The organism is Veillonella fallax (assembly GCF_020687175.1).
GTDB lineage: Bacteria > Bacillota > Negativicutes > Veillonellales > Veillonellaceae > Veillonella > Veillonella fallax.
The window spans coordinates 31,606-56,352 of sequence record NZ_JAJEQD010000009.1 but is presented as its reverse complement, the minus strand read 5'-3'; the positions used below and the strand labels follow the sequence as shown (position 1 = coordinate 56,352).

Here is a 24,747-nt window from a genome sequence, read left to right as displayed (position 1 = left end):
CTAATTTATTACCAAATATAATCTTGCTGTTCGTCCTTACGCCACAATAATCCATGTACGATGGCCGCCAATAGACCGTTCCAAAATAGTACTGGTATAACCATATGCCACATATATAGCCCTATATGTAAATCTCCACCACTGGCCAATATCATTAAGCTCCGGATAAATCCATCAAGCAATGTACAAATGGCTACAATAGCACTGGACCAATACCAACGTTCTTCATAGAGTCGATGTTTCACTGCAGATAATAGGTAAACCACAAGAACGTAAGGGAATAAATGGAGCCCAAAGAAGTTAGATATCAATACATCATGTACAATACCACCTATAACAGCTGCCATCAGCCCCATATAACGACCTTTAAATAGTGTGACTATAACAATGGTGGTCAAAATTAAATTTGGCAACCAATTCGTATGAAAAATAGCAGGCAATAATTGCGCCTGTATAAAGTAAATTAAAAATCCACAGAGTACTAAAGCTAGACGCGTCATGGTTTAACGGCCCCCTTTGCCCCTTCAACTTGATCTCGTTGTGTTTGAGGTACTAGTTTAGGCTCAAGCCCTGGTTTTGGTGGTGCACTTACTGAAGATGATGTAAGGACAAATACCTCTTCTAAACGATAGAAGTCCACACTTGGTGTAATTACGGCATTCTTTACAAAACCTTCCGTATCATTTTCGATGGACTGTACATTACCAACAGGCAATCCTTTAGGGTAGATACCACCATACCCAGAGGTGATTAATTTATCCCCTACTAATACATCACCATCACGGGCAATATTTATCATTGATGGCGTACGAGGTGAGTCACCATCACCTTTTACGACGCCAGATAGGCGAGATTCAGGACGTTGTACAATAACACCGATTGCACTACGCGGGTCAAGAATGGTTTGTACTCGAGAAGAGTGAGGGTATACATCGGTAATAAAACCAACTACCCCACTTGGTACAACGACAGCCATATTGACAGCCATCCCTTCTTCACTACCCTTATCGATAGTGAAAGTATTTGTCCATGTGCCGTAATCCTTTGTAATAATACCGGCTAAAGTCATGGAGAATTCCGGATGATTGCTCTTATAGTTGAGCAATTGACGAAGTCGAATATTTTCTGCTACTACTTCATCATAGTTAACAACCTTTTGTTCTAATGCAGCCTTGCGAGATGCTGCCTCATCACTTTCAATAGTTGCAGAAATAGCATTATTGAGCACTGTAAAACCGGTTTGTACACCGTCAAGCAAACGGGCAGATCCATAAGCAAATGGCGTTGTAATACCTTCAAGAGTGACAGTAACAAAAGGAATACTAGTTCGTTGTTTCCATGCAAATCCGAGCAACGCTAATAGAATACAGCTAATGACAACAACGATAATTAACTTTTTATCTGACTGTATCATATTAGTCTTGGCCCTTTCTATTTTTAGAATTCACAATAAAACGTGATAAGCTCACCAAGTCAGATGAAGCCCCGTTAAGGCCCACAACGACTTTTGTCTCTGGTGCATCCGGAACATGTACAGGCACACCTAACTCGCCCCCGATACGCTCAGCCAAACCCGACAGTTGCGCAGTACCACCAGTAAGATATATTCCATATTGCATAATATCTGCTACAATCTCAGGTTCAGCAGAACGAATCATTTGTTTCACTTCATCTAAAAGACCAGCAATACAGTCATTAACAACTTGATATACCTCTGACTGATGAATAACACAACGTCTGCCTAAACCATTCATCATATCACGGCCTTGAAAGGCATATTCAGCATCTTCTAAAGGTGCCATAGCAGTGCCTACTGTATGTTTAATATCTTCTATAATTTCTTCAGAAACGATAACCCCAAAACACTCACGTACATAGCGTAGTAATGCATTATTGATATCTGAGCCACCGAAGCGAATCGTTTTACTGTCTACAATGCCGCCCAATGAAACAATGCCCATATCGACAGTGCCACCACCAATATCAATGACCATAGATCCACGAGCTTCAAAGATAGGTGCACCGCAACCAATGGCTGCAGCGACAGGTCGTTCGATAAGAAATACTTCGCGTGCTCCAGCCTGAATAACAGCATCCATCATCGCTCTTTGCTCAACGTCGGTCATCCCACAAGGAACACCAACAAGAACTCGAGCGCGGCGCAATGCATTAGACACTTTATTCAGAAAATAGTTAAGCATCGTGTGCATAACTCGATAGTCCACAATAAATCCATCTTTTAATGGTGTTAAAGGGCGCCACATATCGGGCATACGCAATACAAGACGTGCCGCTTCATCCCCAACGGCTACTACTTTTTCTTGTTTTGTATCAGTTGCTATAATAGATGGTTCGCTTATAACAGTTCCTCGCGTCCCCCCCATGAGGCGCGTCTGTATGGAACCAATATCTATACTTACATCTTTTCCTAGAGTAGGTAAAATGGAACTCATAGTAAAATCTCCTTCATTACATCATCATTCCATTTTACCACATATAATGCGACTTTATCTATTGAATAGAAAAAGCACTCCTATAATGATGTATACATCTCTTCACTGAACAAATCAGAAAGAGTGAACTCATTATTATGAGTGCTTTTACTATTAATATGTGCATTCTCTAACTAAGTTTACCTATTTCACTAAGGCTAGTGAATTCATTATCACCAATAATAATATGATCTAATACTGGTATTCCCATAAACTGACCTGCACTAACAAATAACTTGGTAAGCCGAATATCTTCGTCACTAGGCCGGCTATCGCCAGATGGATGATTATGTATTAAGATAATGGCTGCCGCATTACAAGCTATGGCCTTCTTAAAAACAGCTCGCTGCTCTACGAGGCTAGATACTAAACCTCCATTCGAAATATGTTCTAACTGAATCAACTTATTTCGAGACGTCAACATAGCTGCCCATACATGCTCCACATCTTCGTGTCGCAGGCGCTCCATTACATATTGAGCAATGACAAAAGGTTGAGAAAAATCTTCGTATGTTTCCTTAATTTTTAGTTCCCCTAATCGTCGCCCCATCTCAAGAGCCGCACACAAAGTTACCGCTTTATCTGTACCAATTCCCTTAATTTTTATAAGCTCTTCAACGGTCATTCTATTAAGACCGTACTCCCCATCATCATAGGACTGTACAATATCACTCGCTAGCGATATGGCAGACTGACCTTTCACCCCAGTACGCAATAAAATAGCTAGCAATTCCTCCATCGCCATATGGGATGGTCCTAAAGCAAGAAATTTTTCACGGGGACGCTGAAATGGTAACATGTCTTTTACACTTACTGTTGGTACTTCCATAGAATCTCTCCATTCAAATAGATAACACCATTTGTAAATCTAACTACACACATCTACTCTCTTACTATATCAATAGCGCACAGCACAGCACAGCACAGCACAGCACAGCACAGCACAGCACAGCACAGCACAGCCGATTATAGCACCATCGCCATCAAATGATAGTATTATTTAGCACCTAATGCTTTACACAATTCATCGTATACATGTTCAACAGGTAATCCTACCACATTGGTATAAGAGCCTTCTATCTTCTCTACCCATAAAGCACCTTTACCTTGTATGCCATAGGCGCCAGCTTTGTCCATAGGTTCGCCACTAGCAATATAGGATTCTATTTCAAAAGGAGCTAATTTTTTAAAATATACCTTTGTTTCATTATGAAAAACTATTTCTTGACCTTTAATAAGCAAGGCTACGCCAGTAATTACAGAATGAACTTGGCCTGATAAACGCTCTAGCATATGACGGGCCTCAGATTCATTATGAGGTTTACCTAGCACTTGATTGTCTAATACGACAATCGTATCAGCACCTAGTACGATGCTCCCTTCAGGTACGCCTACAGCCGCACGAGCCTTACCTAAAGCTTGTTCTTTCACCATTTCAATAGGATCATCATAACCCTTATTAGCCTCTTCATAGGTACTTGATACAACAATATGATCAATACCAACTTGTGTTAATAATTCAGTTCTTCGTGGTGATTGGCTCGCCAAATATAATCCAGCCATTTGCACTCCTTTATCGTATACAAATTTTAGTTAATTTCACCGTTTTATAAATAAAACCATTCCAACTAATTTAGATAATATAAATTAGAAAATATCTGTAAATTAAACAAGAATATTAGGGCCATCCTTTTCAGGTGTTGTTAACTTTTTATAGTACTCTTGTACATCTTCGCCATGTTTTACCGCATCAGCACGGACTGCAGCATAAAACACAATGTCCGCTTGAGGCACACGGATACGACCTGGTACATGTTCCTCTAAGATGTCAAAAAATTTATCATCTGCTTTCAATAAAAGGCGACCATTTTGAACCTTATCACCCTTTACAATCGCATATACTAGAGACCAAATAGGACGTGGATCAGAAGTTGAACATTTTCTATATTTATATCGATATTTAATATTTGTCAATAATTCACGTTCAAACTTAAATACGCCATCAATCATATCGTAATCTACCTCAAAATGGCGCTTTCTAAATATAGAAGATTCTTCAATTACTAACTTTGTATCTGTCAAAATATAGGTATATCGACTAACAGCTTGTTTAACAATTACGATGATAGCCATAATTTCAATAAAATATTCTGCTATTAAAATAGTATGCAAGTTAATACTACGATATGTAGTGTACCCGACACCACATAATAATAGAATAACAAAACATAATACTAACCACTCTGCACTTTTAGCACGCTGAGATTTTTCTTCATATAATACTGTCATATATTACCCCTTTAAAAGAACTACTACTTTATAACTATACATTCTATTATAAGGTATTCTAAGTATAAAAACTACAAAAACCCCGCCTATATCTATGATATAGACGGGGTTGTATGACTCTATTAGTCACCTAGTTCAGATACGAACTATATTATTTTTTCAAGGATGCTGTAATACGTTGAGTATCGCGAGCAATCATGATTTCTTCGTTTGTAGGGATTACGAAGATTTTAACTTTAGAGCCTTCAGCACTGATTTCTTGTTCTTTACCGCGGATGTTGTTGCGTTCAGAGTCAATGCGAGTACCCAAGTATTCTAAACCGTTGCAGATTGCATCACGGTTACCGATACCGTTTTCACCGATACCAGCTGTGAATACGATAGCATCAACGCCACCCATAACTGCTGCGAATGCACCAATTACGCGGCGAACTTTGTAATGGAACATGTTCAATGCTAATTGAGCACGTTTGTTACCATTAGATGCTGCTTCTTCGATAACACGGAAGTCATTGGACACACCGGAAATACCAAGTACACCGGATTTTTTATTCATAATAGCGTCTACTTCATCGTAGTTCATGCCAGTTTTGTTCATCAAGAATGGAACGATAGCTGGGTCAATATCACCAGTACGAGTACCCATGATCAAACCAGACAATGGAGTAAAGCCCATTGTAGTATCGATGGAGCGACCACCTTTAATAGCGGATACGGAAGAACCATTACCTAAGTGACATGTGATGATGCGAAGATCAGACATGTGTTTGCCCATCAATTCAGCGCAACGTTGTGCAACATATTTGTGGGATGTACCATGGAAACCGTAACGACGGATGCCATAATCTTCATAGTATTCGTAAGGAAGCGCATACATGTAAGCTTCTTTAGGCATTGTTTGGTGGAATGCAGTATCGAATACAGCAACTTGTGGTACGTTAGGCATGATAGCTTGGCAAGCTTCGATACCTTGAATGTTTGGTGGGTTATGCAATGGAGCCAATGAGCAGCATTCTTCTAATGCTTCCATAACAGCTGGAGTGATCAATACGGAGTCAGCGAATTTTTCACCGCCATGTACTACACGGTGACCAACAGCGTCGATTTCGTCCATAGACTTAATTACACCATATTCAGCATCAACTAAAATATCAAGTAAAATACGAAGAGCTTCTTTATGATTCAAAATTGGTTCAACGCGTTCTAATTTATCTGCGTTAGGACGTTTATGAGTGAAGATAGCGTCTTGATCACCAATCTTCTCAAAAAGACCTTTTGCCAATTCTGTTTCAGTTGTCATATCAAGTAATTGATATTTCAAGGAAGAACTACCGCAGTTAACTACTAATACGTTCATCGATTAACCCTCTTTCTGTTGTGTAACTTGAATCTTGTTTTGAATTTCTTTGCTGATATCAGCACCTACCTGATCCTTTTCAGGATATTGGTAGACTATATTCCACAATACGCCATGATCTAAGAATACGTATTGAGAAAATCTAAATGTTTGCCCTTGAGTTGTATAAGTCACATCAAGCTTTTTAGCAGACGCGCCTTCTAAAGCTACAGACTCTTCTTTGATGGTGCCGCCAATTTTAGTAAACTCAGATTTGCTGCGGTTAACATACTCATCCACCGTTGGCAATGGTTTATTTTCACCGGCACGCAAAGCCTCAACCTCAATCACCATATGGTCTGTAACAGATCCATAAATATCAATTGGATACCCATCATCAGACATATTTTTTGTGCTTTTACCCATTTCATAAGGCAAAGCAATGGTAATTTCAGATTGACCAGCACGGATAACTTGATGGCCAAAACTATATGTATCCATTACATTTGTAGAGCCACATCCCGCCATTGCTAGTAGCGCAGCACCGAGCAGAGCCCCTTGTAATGTACGTTTCCAATTTTGTTTCATCATATACCTCACATCAATTCAGCATTTACAGTTAATTATAGCCTATAGAACAAATAAAATCCACAAAAAACTTTAGTTTTACACATATTTTTACATCTATTTTTTCACTATACAGTCTATTAAATTCAAAATTTATTTACAGTACCTCTATGCTTTGTTACACTAACACTAATGAAAGGAGTCACTATGAAAACCATCGGTATTATTTGCGAATACAATCCATTTCACAATGGTCATGCACATCAACTACATACATTAGCTACAAGATATCCTGATGTATTGCGCATCTGTATTATGAGTGGCTCCTTTGTACAACGTGGCGAACCAGCCCTTTTCTCAAAATTCGATCGCGCGCGTTGGGCCATGCTTGGCGGTGCAGATGTTGTTATCGAACTCCCTACACTCTATTCCTTAGGCAGTGCGCAACTTTTTGGGACAGGTGCGGTTCGTTTAATTAAGGCTTTATCCATTGATACGCTTTCTTTTGGTTCTGAAACAACTGATTTAAATCAACTCATTCATACGGCTAAGCGTATGGATTGTGAAAGCACCCAAAATGAATTACGCAATTATTTAAATGAAGGCATGTCCTATGGTACAGCCTTCCGTAAAGCGCTAGGCTCCGAATCACTTAGCACACCTAATGCCTTATTAGGACTTGAATATATCCGTGCTGCAATAAAATATTATCCAAACTTAGAATATATTCCTATTCAGCGTACATCTGATCACCACAATCACAATTTCAATCAAGAGTTACCATCCGGTACGGCATTGCGTCATCTCATCACTACTGCTAATCCCTTGGATATGTGTTCAACGCTTCAAAGTACTATTCCAACACCAATTCTAGCTGATATGACGCATAGAATCACAAATGATGACTATGTCGACTACAATAGATATTACAATATGGTACATATGTTGAGTCGCCGCATGAATATCAATGAATTAGAGCGTTTTGTTGATTTTACTGAAGGTATTGAACACTTGTGGTTAAAAGCAGCACAACAGCCTTCATGGGAATCTGCCATTGAGCAAATAAAATCCAAGCGCTACACCTACGCCCGTTTACAGCGCATGGGTGCATATCTTACATTAGGCATTACGAAAGACTTGATAAATATCGCTATGCAAGACGGCCCTCAATACGCTAGATTACTAGCCTTTAACGACAGAGGACGTCAATGGCTGAGGACTAAACATGACATTCCAGTCATTCAAAAATGGGCTAAAGCACCTACTCAGCTCAATAATCTTGGAAAATCTATGCATCATATAGATACACTAGCTACAGATATACAAGCCTTATGTTTCCATAATAAAGGTAAACGTATAGGGCATACAGACTATACCTATACACCGCAATATATCAAATAAAAAGTATAATTTTAATTTAAGCAAAAAAGGGGTTACAATACAGATTATTCCTGTATTGTAACCCCTTCTTCACCATCTAAGTCTTCTACGGCAACTCGTACACTTTCAAGATGTGATGTAGGAATATTTTTACCCACATAGTCTGCGCGAATCGGCAATTCACGATGACCACGGTCCACGAGTACTGCTAATTGAATAGATTTAGGTCTACCAGATGTCATCAATGCATTTAACGCTGCACGAATAGTACGCCCTGTGTAAAGTACATCATCCACGAGAATGATTGTTTTCTCCGTTGTATCAATCGTACATGGTTTCCCCTCTTTTTGGCGAGCATCACGATCATCACGATACATAGCTACATTGAGTGATTCACATTCAATACGAATACCTTCAATGCGTTCGATTTCGGCCTGCAAACGTTTTGCCAAAATAACACCACGTCGTTCAATGCCTACAATAAGAGCATTAGATAAGCCTTTATTACGTTCTAGGATTTCGTGACTAATACGACGAATCGCGCGCATAATAGCATCTTGATCCATCAATAAGCGTTTCTTTTCCATATATACGCCCTTATAGCACAGAGTTCTCTATGCCCCTTTACAAATATAGTTAGAAGATTATTTAGTAAACCACAATATAAGGCAGTTATTTCATTTGCATGTATTTACGTTTGTCTACGTTTGTCTACGTTTCTTTACATTTCGTTTGATTTCTTTTCATTTTTTCGTTTATTTACGCTTATCTTCTCGATATGTTTTAGCAAACTCTATACATGCTTTGAAGTCATCTGGAAGAGGCGCCTCAAAATGCATACTTTCACCTGTAATAGGATGTTTTACATCTAGAGATTTAGAATGTAATGCTTGCCCTTCAATAGGGAAGTCCATACGACGGTAGCCATAGAACGGATCATTAACAACAGGATGTCCAATATGAGCAAAATGTACACGAATTTGATGTGTGCGCCCAGTCTCTAAATTACATTCAACCAAGGTTTGATGACCAAATCGTTCAACCACGTTAAAGTGAGTGACTGCATCCTTACTATTTTCAAAGACAACCGCCATTTTCATACGATCCTTAGGATGTCTTCCAATAGGAGCTTTAATAGTACCCTTTTCTTCTACAATATTACCTTGTACTAATGCTAAATACGTCCGTTTAGCAGAATGTTCTTTTACCTGCTCAGCTAAACCTATATGGGCTGCATCATTCTTAGCAGCCATCATAACGCCAGATGTATCTTTATCTAAACGGTGAACAATACCAGGTCTTATTTCTCCATTAATACCGGACAGATCCTTACAATGATATAGCAATGCATTAACAAGTGTACCCGAATAATTGCCTACCGCAGGATGAACAACCATACCACGTTGTTTATTTACAATGATAATATCATGATCTTCATACAATACATCTAAAGGAATATCCTCTGATTTTACCTCTACAGATTCAGGTTCCGGTACCTCTACACGTACAATAGCATTGGGTGTAAGTCTAAGATTTGCTTTCCCTACCTTAGCACCTACTGTAACGTGACCACCTTTAATTAAGCTTTGAATATAACTACGAGACCCTTCCATATGTTCTGTTAAGAACACATCCAGTCTCATACCGTCTTGCTCAGCATTTACAATATATTCGTTCATCCTCTACCTCTCTATGAGTTAAGTATCATATATTAATTAATTATTTGTCATAATATATGAATTATTTATCATCATCTTTTAATGTAAATAAATAGTAGACTACTAAAGCTACGCCTACACAGATACCAATATCAGCAACATTAAAAATAGGCCATATACGGAAATCAAAAAAATCAACAACGCCGTGAAGCATGTAACGATCTATGCCATTACCAATAGCACCAGATACTAATAAAGCAGATCCAATCTGTAAAGTCCACGGACCTTTTGATAAGCGCTTCCAATAATACGCACAAACCCCCAGCAAAATAACTGCTACCAGTAAGAAGAACCATCGCTGATTAGCAAGCATACCAAATGCTGCACCGCGATTAATAATATATGTTAAATGAAATACATTGGGTATAACCACTAAAGACTCACCTAACATAAAATGATTCATAATGTAATATTTAGTCCATTGATCTAAGAGTAACCAAAGAATTAGTATAATATAAAACAAGCTGTACTCCCTTATAATAATATATATCTTAATAGTCCTATTATACTAAGTTAAGCAAATTTAGGCAAAATAAAAAGCCCCTCAATGAGGGGCCGTTTAATTTGTGATTACTCAGCGGAAATTACAGATACTGGGCAAACGGATTCGCAAGAACCGCAATCGATGCAAGTATCGTTGATTTCATATTTAGTTTCGCCTTCAGAAATAGCAGAAACTGGGCAAACAGATGCGCAAGAACCACATTTAATGCAACCATCAGCAATAACTCTCATAATTAGGACCTCCATAAAAATATAGATCAGAACTTTTTATTATCATTTAGAAAGGCACTTGCCTCAACTTATGTTCTCATTATCACACAGTTCTTTTTGAAAGTCAAATGAAAATGATAAAAAACTGTATATATTTTTGCATATTACTTTTTCATTTTTATCATACAAAGCCTATGTTTATAGGTATTTTGATATTACTTTTCATTTAATTAATTGAATATGATATTCAACAAATGAGAATGTTGTAATTATCAATTTTATAAAATCCTAATCATTATAATAGGAATTTAATTATCAATATTTATTATCATAAAAACTATTTTTTTATTACAACAGATTTAACGCTTATCTATATTTTAATCTAACATATAAACTTCACTCTAAAAAAGGCCGAATCATACGATTCGACCTCATTTATATTTATAAAGTAAAGTAATATCTTTACTATTATTCACTATATAACAATAATACTATTTTTTTCTTATAGCACTTAGAAAGATGTTAAGAATGTTAGTGTACCTAAAATAACGCCTGCAAGGTTTGGTACGATTAAAATATAATCACGTTTAGGTGATTTTGTCCAACCATATAATACCCAGATCAAACAGGATACTGCTGCAAATAATGGTTGCCATGGTTGACTAGGTTGACCATGAAGATTAGCAATTATTTGTGGGATATAGGCTAAAAATACAAATACACCAATAAATGCACCAATAGAACCAACTAACATGTTAAATCTTTCTTTTGTCATAGATGATCTCCTTATTCAACATTACATTATTATATCTTACACAATATACTATATCATATTTTTCCGATGTAGTCAATTGTGTAAAATTAATCATGCAAATTAGTTTAATTCATATTGCTTTTGATTACACTTATATGTAATCTATATTAAAATCATATAGGCTAAAATCATAAAAAACGAGGCCGAATCTTACGATTCGACCTCGTATGTGCTTTATAGTAGAGTAACCTATCCCCTATTATTTACCAGGGAAGAATGGCCATACCATTGGAATGATAATTAAGCTTACTACGAAGCAAACTAAAATCAATGGAACGCCGGCTTTTACATAGTCTGTAAATTTGTATTGGCCAGGACCAAGTACTAATGTATTTGGAGGTGTACCTACAGGTGTACCGAATGCACAAGATGCAGCAATGCCAATAGCCATCAATACTGCATGAGGGTCAGCGCCCATACCTTGGGCAATGGAGATGCCGATAGGAGCCAATAATGCACTAGATGCTGTGTTAGACATGAATTGAGTCATAACACAAGACAAGATGAACAATACAGCTATTGCAAAGTAAGGGCTAGGATTATCGCCTATAACGCCGATTACAGAATTAGCAATCATTTTACCTGCACCAGATTGGTCAAGTGCAGTTGCCACTGGCATCATACCAGCGAATAAAAAAATTGTTACCCAGTCAATAGAAGTGTACGCTTGTCTTTCGTTCAAGCAACCAGTTAATACGCAAAGCATTGCGCCAATAACTGCAACCATGCTCAATGGTAAGTTAATACCATAGCCTTTTAGGAAGTCGCCTAAAATCATAGCGATAATTACGCCTAAAAGAATAAGACCAGAGAATAATTGTTTCTTAGGATCGTTAGAAATATCTTCTGCAGCTACTTCTTGTTCTACTTCGCCAGCATCTGTAATTTCATGATTAGGTAATAAATGTTTACCAATAAGCATCATGAAAACGATAGTAGCGATAGTCAAAGGAATACCAATCCAAGCAAATTCGAAGAAACCAAATTGTGTAAGACCAAATTTAGCTAATGTACCACTTACAATAATGTTTGGAGGTGTACCAACCATTGTATTGATACCACCAACACCTGCAGCAAAAGCCATAGGCATCAATTGGCGAGACGCAGGAATCTTAGCAACAGCACAGATACCAACAACTACTGGAAGTAAAGCAGCTGTTGTACCAGTGTTGGACAAGAATGCGGACATAATTGCTGTAATAACCATGATGGCAAGCATTAAGCTATTTTCGTTAGTACCAGCACGAGATACTACAGTTTCACCAATTTTTTGAGCTAAACCAGTGTAGAACAATGCAGCACCAACAACGAACATGCCAGCGAACAACACAACTGTACTATCAGATAAACCAGAGAATACAACCTTAGGAGTAATAATACCCATAAGGCCTAGAGTAATTGCGCCGCCTAGAGAAGTAATAGCTAAAGGAATAATTTCCGTAACGAATAAAACAGCCATGACTGCAAGGACGATTAAGGTTTGTTCTGCAATACCCATACATCATCATCTCCCTTCAGAGAAATGCACTGATTGTATTAGATGAGATATAAAATATAGCCTACAATACTGATAGCCAAAGAATAATACTCCCCTAAAAAACCTCGGCTATTAAACCAAGTATATTTAGTTCTACGTTGGAACCATTTGGCCTTTTTTTCATTACCGATAATCAGTGCAGTAATAAAAAACACAATAAATGCCCAAATAAAACAAATCAGTATTTTTAATTCTATCGATAACAAGTGACCACCTCTACTATTTTAAAAGCACTAGAAGATTATTCTGTGAATTCTTGTATCACCTAATGACCGATCTGAAAAGCATTTATTACAAATATACCCTATTTATGCATGAATACATAGATTTAAACTTTTTATTATCATTTAGAAAGACACTTGCCTCAATTTATGTTCTCATTATCATACAGCTCTTTTTGAAAGTCAAATGAAAATGATAAATAACTATATATATTTTTGTATAGTAATTATCATTTTTATGAAACCCTAAGTGCTATACTAGGAACTTAATTATCAATATTTATTATCATAAAAAACGAGGCCGAATCTTATGATTCGACCTCGTATGTGCTTTATAGTAGAGTAACCTATCCCCTATTATTTACCAGGGAAGAATGGCCATACCATTGGAATGATAATTAAGCTTACTACGAAGCAAACTAAAATCAATGGAACGCCGGCTTTTACATAGTCTGTAAATTTGTATTGACCAGGGCCAAGTACTAATGTATTTGGAGGTGTACCTACAGGTGTACCGAATGCACAAGATGCAGCAACGCCGATAGCCATCAATACAGCATGAGGGTCAGCGCCCATACCTTGAGCAATGGAGATACCGATAGGAGCCAACAATGCACAAGATGCTGTGTTAGACATAAATTGAGTCATAACACAAGACAATGCGAATAATACTGCTGTTGCAAAGTAAGGGCTAGGGTCAGAACCCATAACACCGATTACTGCATTAGCAATCATTTTACCTGCACCAGATTGGTCAAGTGCAGTTGCTACTGGCATCATACCAGCAAATAAGAAGATTGTTACCCAGTCAATAGATGTGTAAGCTTGTTTTTCGTTCAAGCAACCAGTTAATACGCAAAGCATTGCGCCAATAACTGCAACCATGCTCAATGGTAAGTTGATACCATAACCTTTTAGGAAGTCACCTAAAATCATAGCAATGATTACACCTAAAAGAATAAGACCAGAGTATAATTGTTTCTTAGGATCGTTAGAAATATCTTCAGCAGCTACTTCTTGTTCAACGTCGCCAGCATCTTGAATTTCATGTTTAGGCAATAAATGTTTACCAATAAGCATCATGAATGCGATTGTGGCGATAGTCAAAGGAATACCGATCCAAGCAAATTCGAAGAAACCAAATGGTTGTTCACCAAATTTAGTTAATGTACCACTTACAATAATGTTTGGAGGTGTACCAACCATTGTAATGATACCACCAATACCTGCAGCGAATGCTAAAGGCATCAATTGGCGAGATGCAGGAATCTTAGCAACAGCACAGATACCAACAACTACAGGAAGTAAAGCAGCTGTAGTACCAGTGTTAGATAAGAATGCGGACATAGTTGCTGTAACAACCATGATTGCTAGCATTAAGCCATTTTCGCTAGTACCAGCATGAGATACTACTGTTTCCCCAATTTTTTGAGCCAAACCAGTGTAGAACAATGCTGCACCAACAACGAACATGCCAGCAAACAACACAACTGTACTATCAGATAAACCAGAGAATACAACCTTAGGAGTAATAATACCCATAAGGCCAAGTGTAATAGCGCCGCCTAAAGAAGTAATAGCTAAAGGAATAATTTCCGTAACAAATAAAACAGCCATGACTGCGAGGACGATTAAGGTTTGTTCTGCAGTACCCATACATCATCATCTCCCTTCAGAGAAATGCACTGATATAGTTATAAGAGGTATAAAATATAACCTACGATACCAATGGCGGAAGCCATCAAAAAAGTAATCCCATATCCCTCTCTTGTTTTAGGATACCCAAAGAATAAGGTTTCACCTAAAAATCCTCGGCGATTAAACCAAGTATATTTAGTTCTGCGTTGAAACCATTTAGCTTTGCCTTCAACACCGATAATCAGTGCCGTAATAAAAAATACAATAAATGCCCAGATAAAACAAATCAGTATTTTTAATTCTACAGATAACAAGTGACCACCTCTACTATATTTAAAGCACTAGAAGGTTATTGTGTGAATGCTTGTATCACCTAATGACCGATCTGAAAAGCATTTATTGCAAATATACCCTATTTATGCATGAATACATAGATTTGAAGGGTTTTTATATTCACCAATAGGTGTACCTAATTAGGCACACCTTGGTGAATAATTATTAAATTACTAGTGGCTGGACAACATAGCAAGCATTGTACCTGCTGCTACTGCTGTACCGATAACGCCAGCTACGTTTGGACCCATAGCATGCATGAGCAAGAAGTTAGCTGGGTTAGCTTTCGCACCTACAACTTGAGATACGCGAGCCGCCATTGGAACCGCGGATACACCAGCAGAACCAATAAGTGGATTTGTTTTACCACCATCTACTAAGCTCATCAATTTACCGAATAATACGCCACCAGCAGTACCACCGATGAATGCAACCAAACCTAAGCAAATGATAAGGAGTGTTTGCACGCTTAAGAAGTGTTCCGCACTCATTGTTAAACCAGTACCAGTTGCTAAGAAGATAGTAACAGTATTGATCAAAGCATTTTGAGATGTATCGGACAAACGATCAGTTACGCCAGATTCACGGAACAAGTTACCTAACATCAACATACCTAAAAGGGATGTAATGGAAGGAAGCAATAAGGAAATGAAGATCGTAGAAATAATTGGGAATACGATTTTTTCAAAACGTGTAACTTCACGCAATTGTTCCATAACAATTTCGCGTTCTTTTTGCGTAGTGAATAATTTCATTACAGGTGGTTGAATCAACGGTACCAAGGACATATAGGAATATGCGGCAACCGCGATAGCACCTAATAAATGAGGAGCTAGCTTAGTAGCTAAGTAAATGGATGTAGGGCCGTCAGCACCACCGATGATACCGATAGCAGCTGCTTCTTGAGCTGTGAAGCCAAGCATCATTGCGCCACCTAAAGCAACGAATACGCCGATTTGAGCAGCAGCACCTAAAAGCAATGTTTTAGGATTAGCAATGAGTGGACCAAAGTCAGTCATTGCACCTACACCAAGGAAAATTAAAGGTGGGAAGATTTCTTGGGAGATACCTGCGCTAATAAGTGCCATAACGCCTTCTTCGAAACCATTACGAGGAATATTAGCAAGTACACAACCAAACGCAATCGGACCCAACAATAAAGGTTCAAACTCTTTAGCAAATGCCAAGTACAATAGGATCAAACCTACAAGAATCATAATAGCATTGCCTGTTGTAAATGCGAGGAACCCGCTATCTGTAATAACGGATTGAATCGCAACAGCAAAAGCCTCCATATGCGTTCCCCTTTCACAAATATAAAATTGTTATATGACGCGGCTCAGCCGCGCCACACACAACTTGGTATTAACCAAGAACAACCATGTCGTCGCCAGTGGATACAGTTTGGTTAGCTGCTACGCGAACTTCAGAAACTACAGCATCATGAGGAGCTGCGATTTCGTTTTGCATTTTCATAGCTTCAAGGATCAACAAAGTTTCGCCTTTTTTAACTGCTTGACCAGCGGATACTGCTACAGATAAGATTTTACCAGGCATTGGAGCTTTTACAGTTTCAGCACCTGCTGGAACTGGAGCTGCTGCTGCAGCTGGAGCTGGAGCTGGTGCAGGAGCTGCTTTAGGAGCTGCTGCTGGAGCTGCTTTAGGAGCTGCTGCAGGAGCTGCACCTTTTACTTCATTAACTTCTACATCATATGCTGTGCCGTTTACTGTAATGTTGAATTTTTTCATTTTAAATTCCTCCAAAATGTGTAGTGTCTACACAATACTTATAAATTTTCTTTACACATATAAATTGGATAATCTATTAGATTATCTAACTGCCAATAATCTTATCGATTACCGCGCAAACGTCCTTCCATTTTCCAATTATAGCTTACGATTGGACGGATATGCGCGATTTGATCAGCGGAATAACCCATTGCCGCTAATGCACCAACGATTACTGCTACTACATCTTGAGATGGAGCTTTACCGTTAGTTGTTGTAGCATTGCTCATTACAAATGCCTCCTAAAATATTATTAACCTCTACCGCTTAAACGACCTTCCAAGCGCCATTTAGCACTGGTTGCTGTAGGTCGAATAGATGCAATTTGTTCAGATGAATACCCCATCGCCACAATGGCACCTACGATAGCTGCTACTACTTCACCTTCATTTTGAGCAGATGCATTTGGTGCAGCCACCGGTGTAGCTGCGGGAGCCGCAACAGGTGCACTTGGTGGTACGTCTTTTTTCTTCTTAGTAGGGTCAATCAAATGAACGATTGACATCAAAATACCTAAAAGAATCAACACAACAAATACAACTGTCATATTAATGGCCATGATTAACCAAGGATTGGTAGTAACTGCTTGTCCTTCCATAATCATTCCCCTTTCTAAAAAAGTAGTAAAGAAAGGTATCTCCCAAATTCGATGATCTTGTTATCGAATCGAATTATAATGGAATATTACCATGTTTCTTTGGAGCACGGTTTTCGCGTTTGCTTGCAAGCATTGCCAAAGCGTTGATAACTGCTGGACGAGTTTGTTTTGGTTCGATTACAACATCTACGAAGCCACGTTCTGCAGCTTTATATGGAGTTGCGAACTCTTCTACGTATTTAGCTGTTTTAGCGTCTTTGTCTTCATCTTTTTTGAAGATAATGTTAGCTGCACCAGCAGGACCCATTACAGCGATTTCGGATGTAGGCCAAGCGTATACTTGGTCAGCGCCCAAATCTTGGGAACACATAGCGAGGTAAGAACCGCCGTATGCTTTACGAGTGATAACAGTAATTTTTGGTACTGTAGCTTCAGAGTAAGCATACAACATTTTAGCACCATGACGAATGATACCGCCCCATTCTTGATTTGTGCCAGGCAAGAAACCAGGAACGTCAACGAAGTTAACGATTGGAATATTGAAAGCATCACAGAAACGGATGAAACGGGAAGATTTGTCGGATGCATTGATGTCCAAGCAACCAGCCATTACTTTTGGTTGGTTAGCAATGATACCAACGGATTGACCGTCAAAACGTGCGAAACAAGTGATAATGTTTGTAGCATAGAATGGTTGTACTTCATAGTATTCGCCATTATCTACAGTAGCTGCGATAACATCTTTCATGTCGTATGGCATGTTACTGTTATCAGGCAACAAGCTGTTCAAGCCTTCGTCTTCGCGAGTTGGATCATCGCCAGTGTCTACTAATGGAGCATCTTCCATGTTATTGGATGGCAAGAAGCCTAATAAGTAGCGAATTTGAGCGATGCAATCATCTTCGTCTTCAGCTGCAAAGTGAGCAACACCAGATACGGAGTTGTGAGCCATTGCACCACCAAGGTCTTCAGCTGTTACTTCTTCACCAGTTACAGATTTGATAACTGCAGGACCAGTGATAAACATTTGAGATGTGTGTTTAACCATGTAGATGAAGTCAGTCAATGCTGGAGAATATACAGCACCGCCTGCGCATGGACCCATGATTACGGAAATTTGTGGAATAACGCCAGATGCATTTGTATTTTCAAAGAAAATTTTACCGTAACCAGCAAGAGCATCTACAGCTTCTTGAATACGAGCACCGCCGGAATCATTGATACCAATGATAGGAGCACCCATTTTCATTGCTAAACGTTGTACTTTAACGATTTTAGCAGCATGCATTTCACCAAGGGAACCACCTTCTACAGTGAAGTCTTGTGCGAATGCATATACTAAACGGCCGTCGATAGTACCATAACCAGTTACTACACCTTCGCCTGGTAATTCTTTCTTTTCTTGACCGAAGTTAACACAACGATGTTTAACAAATTGATCAAGTTCAACGAAAGAGTTATCATCGAACAATTTAGCCAAACGTTCACGAGCAGTCATTTTGCCTTGAGCATGTTGTTTCTCAACGCGTTTTTCACCGCCACCAGCTTTAACTTTAGCTAGTTTTTCGTGCAATAACTCGATTTTTTCTTGCACTGTTGCCATTATAGCACCTCCAAATAAAACTTGTTACAGTATCATTTTATTTCATTAATAATTAAAGTTCAAGCATGCATACATATTTAATATATAACCAGTGATTATATGAATATGTATATCTATTACTCATACATAATGATGTGAATTGGATACTGTATTATTTCATACGTTGACATAATTCAAGCAATACGCCGCCTGTTGCTTTTGGATGTAAGAAAGCAATGGAAGAACCGCCTGCACCATAACGAGGTTTTTCGTCAATCATACGAACGCCTTTAGCCATCAAATCAGCAATAGCATTTTCAATATTATCAACGCGCAATGCAACGTGTTGGATACCATCACGACCGCCATTTTTTTCGATGAATTTACCGATAGGGCCATCTGGAGTTGTAGTTTCTAAGAATTCAAGTTCAGCATCGCCACATGGGAAGAAGGATACTTTTACTTTTTGTTCTTCAACCACTTCATCTTCTGGAAGATGTTCAATACCCAATGCATTTTTATAGAATTCTTTAGTTGCTGCTAAATCATTAACACCAATACCGATGTGATCCACTTGTAATACTTTAAAAGCCATTTCGATTATCTCCTTTTCAAGGCTAAATCTCTAATGCTATGTAGTCGCCGTCTACTTTAGCACGCTTGTCATTACGCCGTTAACAACTGTGTATGGATCGCTTTCGCGTTCATTAACAGCTGCCACTTGGCTATTAAATTCGTCGCTTGTAACGATTTTATCAGCTACATAACGACCAATTTGTTCATTAATCATTGCGATGATTTCATCACGAGTACGTTCTGCCCGACGAGATTCCAATTCACCAGAATCTTCAAGATACTCAAAATGTTCATCTAAAGCGTCGATAAGTTCATCTACGCCTTGGTCTTTACTAGCAATTGTGCGCTTAATTGGTGGGCGCCATTTTACTTCACGAGAGTCTAGGTCAAGCATCATTTCAATTTCTACATTCAAACGATCACAACCATCTCGGTCAGCTTTATTGATAGCAAATACATCGCCAATTTCAAGAATACCTGCCTTGATAGCTTGGATATCATCACCAAGACCAGGAACAAGTACAACCAATGTAGTATCAGCATTTTTAACGATATCTACTTCGGATTGACCTACACCTACTGTTTCAATGATTACTAAATCCATGCCAAAGGCATCCATGAGTTTTACAACGTCTGCAGTCTTTTTGGATAAACCACCAAGACTACCACGCGTGCCCATGCTTCGAATAAATACATTTTCATTTAATGTCAAATCATTCATTCGAATACGGTCCCCCAAGATAGCACCACCAGAGAATGGGCTTGTTGGGTCGATGGCAACGATGCCGATTTTTTTACCTTGATCTAGATAATGTTTAACAACTTTATCAGTCAAAGTACTTTTACCAGCACCAGGGGCCCCAGTAATACCGAGAATACGTGCATTCCCTGTTTTAGGGTAAATAGCCTTCATAATATCAATGGCATTTTCATACTCGTTTTCTACAGCCGTTATGGACCGTGCTAAGGCTAGTCGGGAACCTTCAAAAAGTTCTTTAACTAAATCCACTCGCCTCACCACCTATCTTAAAATATGGGAATAGAGGGGAGCCAACTATTCAGTTGTGCTCCTCTCTTACCCAATTAATTATTTAACGTTTTCGTTGATGAATTTAACGATATCGCCAGTTGGTGTGCCAGGTGTGAATACTGCTGCTACGCCAGCTTTTTTCAAACCAGGGATATCAGCGTCAGGAATAACGCCACCACCGATTACAAGTACATCGCCCATGCCTTTTTCTTTCAAAAGTTCAACAATTTTAGGGAACAATGTGTTATGAGCACCAGAAAGAAGGGATAATGCAACTACATTAACGTCTTCAGAAAGAGCTGCTTCAACGATTTGTTCTGGAGTTTGACGAAGACCTGTGTAGATTACTTCGAAACCAGCATCGCGAAGTGCGCGTGCTACTACTTTTGCACCACGGTCATGACCATCAAGACCTGGTTTTGCTACGATTACTCTAATACGTTTTTCTGCCATGATTAATTACCTCCGAAATTAGCCGATATTATAATGTGGAATGAGCTTCGTATTCACCGAATACTTCGCGCAATACATTACAAATTTCACCCAAAGTAGCATATGTTTTAACTGCATCAAGAATTAATGGCATCAAGTTAACGTTTTCATCAGCTGCACCAGCTTTAAGAGCTGCTAATGCTTTATCAACTGCTGCTTGATCGCGGTTAGCGCGAACTGCTTGAGTTTTCTTGGATTGGTTAACACCAACGGAAGCATCTACGCGAAGTAAGTCTTTTGGAGCTTCTTCTTCAACTTGGAATTTGTTTACGCCAACGATTGTGCGCAAGCCAGATTCAACTTCCATTTGCCATTTGTAAGCGGATTCTTGAATTTCTTTTTGGATGTAGCCTTTTTCGATTGCTACTACAGCGCCGCCCATTTCATCAATTTTCTTGATGTATGCCATAGCTTCGTCATAGATAGCGTTAGTCATAGCTTCTACATAGTAGGAACCGCCCAATGGGTCAACTACGTCAGCCAAACCAGATTCGTAAGCCACGATTTGTTGTGTACGAAGAGCTACTTGTACAGATGCTTCTGTAGGAAGAGCCAACGCTTCGTCACGGGAGTTTGTATGTAAGGATTGAGTACCGCCCATTACAGCAGCTGCAGTTTGAAGAGCAACACGAACGATGTTGTTATCAACTTGTTGTGCAGTCAACATGGAACCAGCTGTTTGAGTATGTACACGAAGCATCATGGATTTTGGTTTTTTAGCACCAAAACGTTCTTTCATGATTGTTGCCCATAAACGGCGGGATGCACGGAATTTAGCAACTTCTTCAAGTACGTTGTTATGAGCATTCCAGAAGAAGGAAAGACGACCAGCAAATGTATCAACATCAAGACCAGCTTTCAAAGCTGCTTCTACGTATGCGATACCATCAGCAATTGTGAATGCGATTTCTTGAGCTGCTGTGGAACCTGCTTCACGGATGTGGTAACCGGAGATGGAAATTGTGTTCCATTTTGGAACGTTTTGAGAACAATATTCGAAGATATTAGTGATCAAACGCATGGATGGTTTTGGTGGGAAAATGTAAGTACCACGAGCTGCGTATTCTTTCAAAATATCATTTTGAATTGTACCTTTCAATTCTGTGGAAGGTACGCCTTGTTTTTCAGCTACTGCGATGTACATTGCCAACAAAACAGATGCTGGAGCGTTGATTGTCATGGATGTGGATACTTTACCAAGGTCGATGCCGTCGAACAAGATTTCCATATCTGCCAAGGAGTCAATCGCTACACCTACTTTACCAACTTCGCCTTCTGCAACTGCATCGTCGGAGTCGTAACCGATTTGTGTAGGTAAGTCGAATGCGCAGGAAAGACCAGTTGCACCAGACTCGATTAAGTAGCGGTAACGTTTGTTAGATTCTTCTGCTGTAGCGAAGCCTGCATACATACGCATTGTCCAGAAACGACCACGGTACATAGTAGGTTGTACGCCACGAGTGTAAGGGAATTCGCCAGGCATACCCAAATCACGTTCATAGTCAAAACCTTCGATATCAACTGGTGTGTATACACGGTTGTATTTTAAATTTTGACGTTCTGGAGTTTTTGCACTTTTTTCGTCACAAAGTTTGTTGTACTCAGCAATTTGGGCTTTTAAGTTTTCGTAAGCCATGTTTTCATCATCCTCCTAAAAAAACAGGTTATTTTTTCATGCTTCCAGTTTCTGTGAAGCGTTTATGCCAAGAAAGAGCTTCATCAAGCAACATAGGTGTATGGGCATTCTTTGTTGCAGCTAATGCTTTTTCTAGGTATTCAGTTAACATAGGTTTGTAGTCTGGGTGAGCACATTTTTCAATGATTAAACGAGCTCTTTCCACTGGGCTCAAACCACGGCAGTCAGCAACACCTTGTTCTGTACAGAAAATCATAGTGTCATGTTCTGGGTGATCCACATGAGATACATATGGAACGATAGAACTGATGTCGCCATTTTTAGCAACGGAGTTAGTGCAGAAAATAGTGAGATATGCACTACGTGCAAAGTCACCAGAACCACCAACACCATTCATCATTTTGCTACCCATAATATGAGTAGAGTTTACATTGCCAAAAATATCAAATTCGATAGCGGTATTCATGGCAATGACACCAATACGGCGAGCAATACCAGGGTTGTTGGAAATTTCTTGCGGACGAAGAATGATTTTTTTACGATATTCATCAATATTCGCATAGAAACGTTTCAACCCATCTGGAGAAGGACTTAATGCAGTACCGGAACATACAGTTACTTTACCAGCATCGATCAAGTCGAACATACCATCTTGGATTACTTCTGTATAGATGGACAAATCTGTGAATGGGCCTTTAGCAAGACCACTGATTACCGCATTCGCTACGGAACCTACACCAGATTGTAATGGAAGCAAGTTTTTAGGTAAACGACCTTCTGCAATTTCTTGTTCGAAGAATTTGATAAGGTGTTGACTCATTGCTTTTGCATCATCATCGATAGGTGCCAAAGGTCTTGTTGTATCAGGAACATCACAAGGTACTACTGCAACAATTTTACTTGGATCACAAGGAATTGCTTCAGTACCAATACGATCACCAGGTGTTTCCAATGGAATTGGTTTACGATGTGGTGGATCGAGTGGTTCATAGATATCATGCATACCTACCAAGGAAAGTGGTTGGGATACGTTTACTTCTACGATAACTTTTTTAGCTTGGCTAACAAATGTTGGAGAGTTACCAACAGATGTTGTAGGTACTAAAGAGCCATCTTCGTTGATTTGACAAACTTCTACGATAGCTACGTCTAAATCGCCAAAGAAACCATAGCGAACATTTTGTGCCATTGTGCTTAAATGCATATCGATGTATTTAACAGCACCGCTATTTAAGGCTTTACGTGTATCCCCATTTGTTTGATATGGGAAACGACGATTGATACCGTTAGCACGAGTTAACGCGCCATCAGCTTCATCACCTACGGAAGCACCTGTCCACAAATCAATTTTGAATGGTTCTTTTTCCATTCTTTCTGCCAATGCCAATGGCACTGCTTTTGCATAACCAGATGGAGTAAAGCCGGAAATACCAACTTTATCGTTAGGGTTAATCAAAAGAGCTGCATCATAAGCAGTGACAATTTTACCTTGGAGGGCCGCACATTTAACGCGGTCTTTGATGTCTATCACCATTACCATCTCCTTTAAGAGTAACATTGTATAAACGACAGTTTGATCTCTTGGTCGTTCCTTAAACCGACTTCATCGTAGTCCACATCCAATGCATTGTCAACTTATATGACTAAAATGTATTTTTTATCACACTTTGATTAGCATTATGATTAAAATGCATAGATTTTCACATTTCCACATAAGTTTTATTCACATCGTTATAACTCACAGGAATCATCGATATATGGCATATATTGATGTTTTTCAATTAAATCGAACTCTCTCTATACAATATATAGACCCTTTTCAATATAAAACAACATCTCATATACAAGAACTAGACCTTACACCTCCCTATAAAGATACAATGATATACAAAAAACCGGCTTTCAAATGCTAACGATAATGTTCAATTATGTCTAACATTAGAAAACCGGTTATACTACCTAATACGTACCTACCCAAGGTATGTATTAATTATACCATATTATGA

The 24,747-nt window shown here is 38.8% G+C and carries 27 protein-coding genes; 1 reads left to right on the top strand and 26 read right to left on the bottom strand.

Going from position 1 to position 24,747, the window contains the following annotated elements:
• Nucleotides 1-8 precede the first annotated feature (8 nt).
• The 8 genes from mreD to LKD20_RS05700 all read right to left on the bottom strand — a co-directional run bounded on the left by mreD (nucleotide 9) and on the right by LKD20_RS05700 (nucleotide 6,705).
• A complete protein-coding gene (gene mreD, locus LKD20_RS05735; RefSeq protein WP_178884681.1) occupies nucleotides 9-500 on the bottom strand; it encodes a rod shape-determining protein MreD in 492 nt (163 codons plus the stop codon).
• A complete protein-coding gene (gene mreC, locus LKD20_RS05730) occupies nucleotides 497-1,414 on the bottom strand; it encodes a rod shape-determining protein MreC (protein ID WP_227721133.1) in 918 nt (305 codons plus the stop codon). Before mreC ends, mreD begins: the two co-directional genes overlap by 4 nt.
• Nucleotide 1,415: 1 nt before the next feature.
• The gene (locus tag LKD20_RS05725; RefSeq protein ID WP_060923982.1) at nucleotides 1,416-2,453 is read right to left on the bottom strand and encodes a rod shape-determining protein; all 1,038 of its coding nucleotides are present in this window, start codon (nucleotides 2,451-2,453) and stop codon (nucleotides 1,416-1,418) included.
• A 169-nt stretch (nucleotides 2,454-2,622) separates the two neighbouring features.
• Nucleotides 2,623-3,321 carry a RadC family protein gene (gene radC, locus LKD20_RS05720; protein ID WP_105094535.1) on the bottom strand — a complete coding sequence of 233 codons (699 nt, stop codon included), beginning with the start codon at nucleotides 3,319-3,321 and terminating at the stop codon, nucleotides 2,623-2,625.
• Between the two features lie 167 nt (nucleotides 3,322-3,488).
• Nucleotides 3,489-4,055, bottom strand: a complete 567-nt coding sequence (locus LKD20_RS05715) for a Maf family protein (protein ID WP_156720049.1) — start codon at nucleotides 4,053-4,055, stop codon at nucleotides 3,489-3,491.
• 102 nt (nucleotides 4,056-4,157) lie between these two features.
• Nucleotides 4,158-4,781 carry a hypothetical protein gene (locus tag LKD20_RS05710; RefSeq protein ID WP_105085904.1) on the bottom strand — a complete coding sequence of 208 codons (624 nt, stop codon included), beginning with the start codon at nucleotides 4,779-4,781 and terminating at the stop codon, nucleotides 4,158-4,160.
• A gap of 151 nt (nucleotides 4,782-4,932) precedes the next feature.
• Complete coding sequence (locus tag LKD20_RS05705) at nucleotides 4,933-6,138, bottom strand: acetate/propionate family kinase (protein ID WP_105089434.1); 1,206 nt, start codon at nucleotides 6,136-6,138, stop codon at nucleotides 4,933-4,935.
• Nucleotides 6,139-6,141: 3 nt separating this feature from the next.
• Entirely contained in the window at nucleotides 6,142-6,705 is a 564-nt protein-coding gene (locus LKD20_RS05700; protein WP_039969076.1) for a hypothetical protein, read from the bottom strand.
• 186 nt (nucleotides 6,706-6,891) lie between these two features.
• Between LKD20_RS05700 and LKD20_RS05695 the strand changes: the two genes are divergently transcribed.
• Nucleotides 6,892-8,085: a tRNA(Met) cytidine acetate ligase gene (locus LKD20_RS05695; RefSeq protein WP_227721132.1), complete on the top strand. Its 1,194-nt coding sequence runs from the start codon at nucleotides 6,892-6,894 to the stop codon at nucleotides 8,083-8,085.
• A 44-nt stretch (nucleotides 8,086-8,129) separates the two neighbouring features.
• Here LKD20_RS05695 and pyrR read toward each other — a convergent pair whose 3' ends face one another.
• The 18 genes from pyrR to scpC all read right to left on the bottom strand — a co-directional run bounded on the left by pyrR (nucleotide 8,130) and on the right by scpC (nucleotide 24,275).
• Nucleotides 8,130-8,651 carry a bifunctional pyr operon transcriptional regulator/uracil phosphoribosyltransferase PyrR gene (gene pyrR / locus LKD20_RS05690; RefSeq protein WP_105089436.1) on the bottom strand — a complete coding sequence of 174 codons (522 nt, stop codon included), beginning with the start codon at nucleotides 8,649-8,651 and terminating at the stop codon, nucleotides 8,130-8,132.
• A 168-nt stretch (nucleotides 8,652-8,819) separates the two neighbouring features.
• A complete protein-coding gene (locus LKD20_RS05685) occupies nucleotides 8,820-9,743 on the bottom strand; it encodes an RluA family pseudouridine synthase (RefSeq protein ID WP_227721131.1) in 924 nt (307 codons plus the stop codon).
• A 61-nt stretch (nucleotides 9,744-9,804) separates the two neighbouring features.
• Nucleotides 9,805-10,245, bottom strand: a complete 441-nt coding sequence (gene lspA / locus LKD20_RS05680; RefSeq protein ID WP_024065015.1) for a signal peptidase II — start codon at nucleotides 10,243-10,245, stop codon at nucleotides 9,805-9,807.
• A gap of 107 nt (nucleotides 10,246-10,352) precedes the next feature.
• Nucleotides 10,353-10,517, bottom strand: a complete 165-nt coding sequence (fdxA, locus tag LKD20_RS05675) for a 4Fe-4S ferredoxin (protein ID WP_005386021.1) — start codon at nucleotides 10,515-10,517, stop codon at nucleotides 10,353-10,355.
• A gap of 490 nt (nucleotides 10,518-11,007) precedes the next feature.
• Nucleotides 11,008-11,271, bottom strand: coding sequence for a SemiSWEET family transporter (locus LKD20_RS05670; RefSeq protein WP_004696474.1), 264 nt, complete (start codon nucleotides 11,269-11,271; stop codon nucleotides 11,008-11,010).
• A gap of 238 nt (nucleotides 11,272-11,509) precedes the next feature.
• Complete coding sequence (locus LKD20_RS05665) at nucleotides 11,510-12,808, bottom strand: SLC13 family permease (RefSeq protein WP_105098821.1); 1,299 nt, start codon at nucleotides 12,806-12,808, stop codon at nucleotides 11,510-11,512.
• 617 nt (nucleotides 12,809-13,425) lie between these two features.
• A complete protein-coding gene (locus LKD20_RS05660; protein ID WP_105089439.1) occupies nucleotides 13,426-14,724 on the bottom strand; it encodes an SLC13 family permease in 1,299 nt (432 codons plus the stop codon).
• Nucleotides 14,725-14,762: 38 nt separating this feature from the next.
• Nucleotides 14,763-15,020 carry a hypothetical protein gene (locus LKD20_RS05655; RefSeq protein ID WP_005377387.1) on the bottom strand — a complete coding sequence of 86 codons (258 nt, stop codon included), beginning with the start codon at nucleotides 15,018-15,020 and terminating at the stop codon, nucleotides 14,763-14,765.
• A gap of 192 nt (nucleotides 15,021-15,212) precedes the next feature.
• A complete protein-coding gene (gene mmdB, locus LKD20_RS05650) occupies nucleotides 15,213-16,334 on the bottom strand; it encodes a methylmalonyl-CoA decarboxylase subunit beta (RefSeq protein ID WP_005386017.1) in 1,122 nt (373 codons plus the stop codon).
• A 70-nt stretch (nucleotides 16,335-16,404) separates the two neighbouring features.
• A complete protein-coding gene (mmdC, locus tag LKD20_RS05645) occupies nucleotides 16,405-16,788 on the bottom strand; it encodes a methylmalonyl-CoA decarboxylase subunit gamma (RefSeq protein ID WP_105089440.1) in 384 nt (127 codons plus the stop codon).
• Nucleotides 16,789-16,889: 101 nt separating this feature from the next.
• Nucleotides 16,890-17,057, bottom strand: coding sequence for a methylmalonyl-CoA decarboxylase subunit epsilon (gene mmdE, locus LKD20_RS05640; protein ID WP_004696483.1), 168 nt, complete (start codon nucleotides 17,055-17,057; stop codon nucleotides 16,890-16,892).
• Nucleotides 17,058-17,080: 23 nt separating this feature from the next.
• Nucleotides 17,081-17,425, bottom strand: coding sequence for a methylmalonyl-CoA decarboxylase subunit delta (gene mmdD / locus LKD20_RS05635; protein WP_039969070.1), 345 nt, complete (start codon nucleotides 17,423-17,425; stop codon nucleotides 17,081-17,083).
• 73 nt (nucleotides 17,426-17,498) lie between these two features.
• The gene (gene mmdA / locus LKD20_RS05630) at nucleotides 17,499-19,028 is read right to left on the bottom strand and encodes a methylmalonyl-CoA decarboxylase subunit alpha (RefSeq protein WP_227721130.1); all 1,530 of its coding nucleotides are present in this window, start codon (nucleotides 19,026-19,028) and stop codon (nucleotides 17,499-17,501) included.
• Between the two features lie 151 nt (nucleotides 19,029-19,179).
• Nucleotides 19,180-19,602, bottom strand: coding sequence for a methylmalonyl-CoA epimerase (gene mce, locus LKD20_RS05625; protein WP_005386012.1), 423 nt, complete (start codon nucleotides 19,600-19,602; stop codon nucleotides 19,180-19,182).
• Between the two features lie 51 nt (nucleotides 19,603-19,653).
• Nucleotides 19,654-20,592: a methylmalonyl Co-A mutase-associated GTPase MeaB gene (gene meaB / locus LKD20_RS05620; protein WP_060923998.1), complete on the bottom strand. Its 939-nt coding sequence runs from the start codon at nucleotides 20,590-20,592 to the stop codon at nucleotides 19,654-19,656.
• Between the two features lie 78 nt (nucleotides 20,593-20,670).
• A complete protein-coding gene (locus LKD20_RS05615) occupies nucleotides 20,671-21,066 on the bottom strand; it encodes a cobalamin B12-binding domain-containing protein (protein WP_060923999.1) in 396 nt (131 codons plus the stop codon).
• 28 nt (nucleotides 21,067-21,094) lie between these two features.
• Nucleotides 21,095-22,741: an acyl-CoA mutase large subunit family protein gene (locus LKD20_RS05610; protein WP_005386006.1), complete on the bottom strand. Its 1,647-nt coding sequence runs from the start codon at nucleotides 22,739-22,741 to the stop codon at nucleotides 21,095-21,097.
• A gap of 28 nt (nucleotides 22,742-22,769) precedes the next feature.
• Nucleotides 22,770-24,275, bottom strand: coding sequence for a succinyl-CoA:acetate CoA-transferase ScpC (gene scpC, locus LKD20_RS05605; protein ID WP_039969068.1), 1,506 nt, complete (start codon nucleotides 24,273-24,275; stop codon nucleotides 22,770-22,772).
• Nucleotides 24,276-24,747 lie beyond the last annotated feature (472 nt).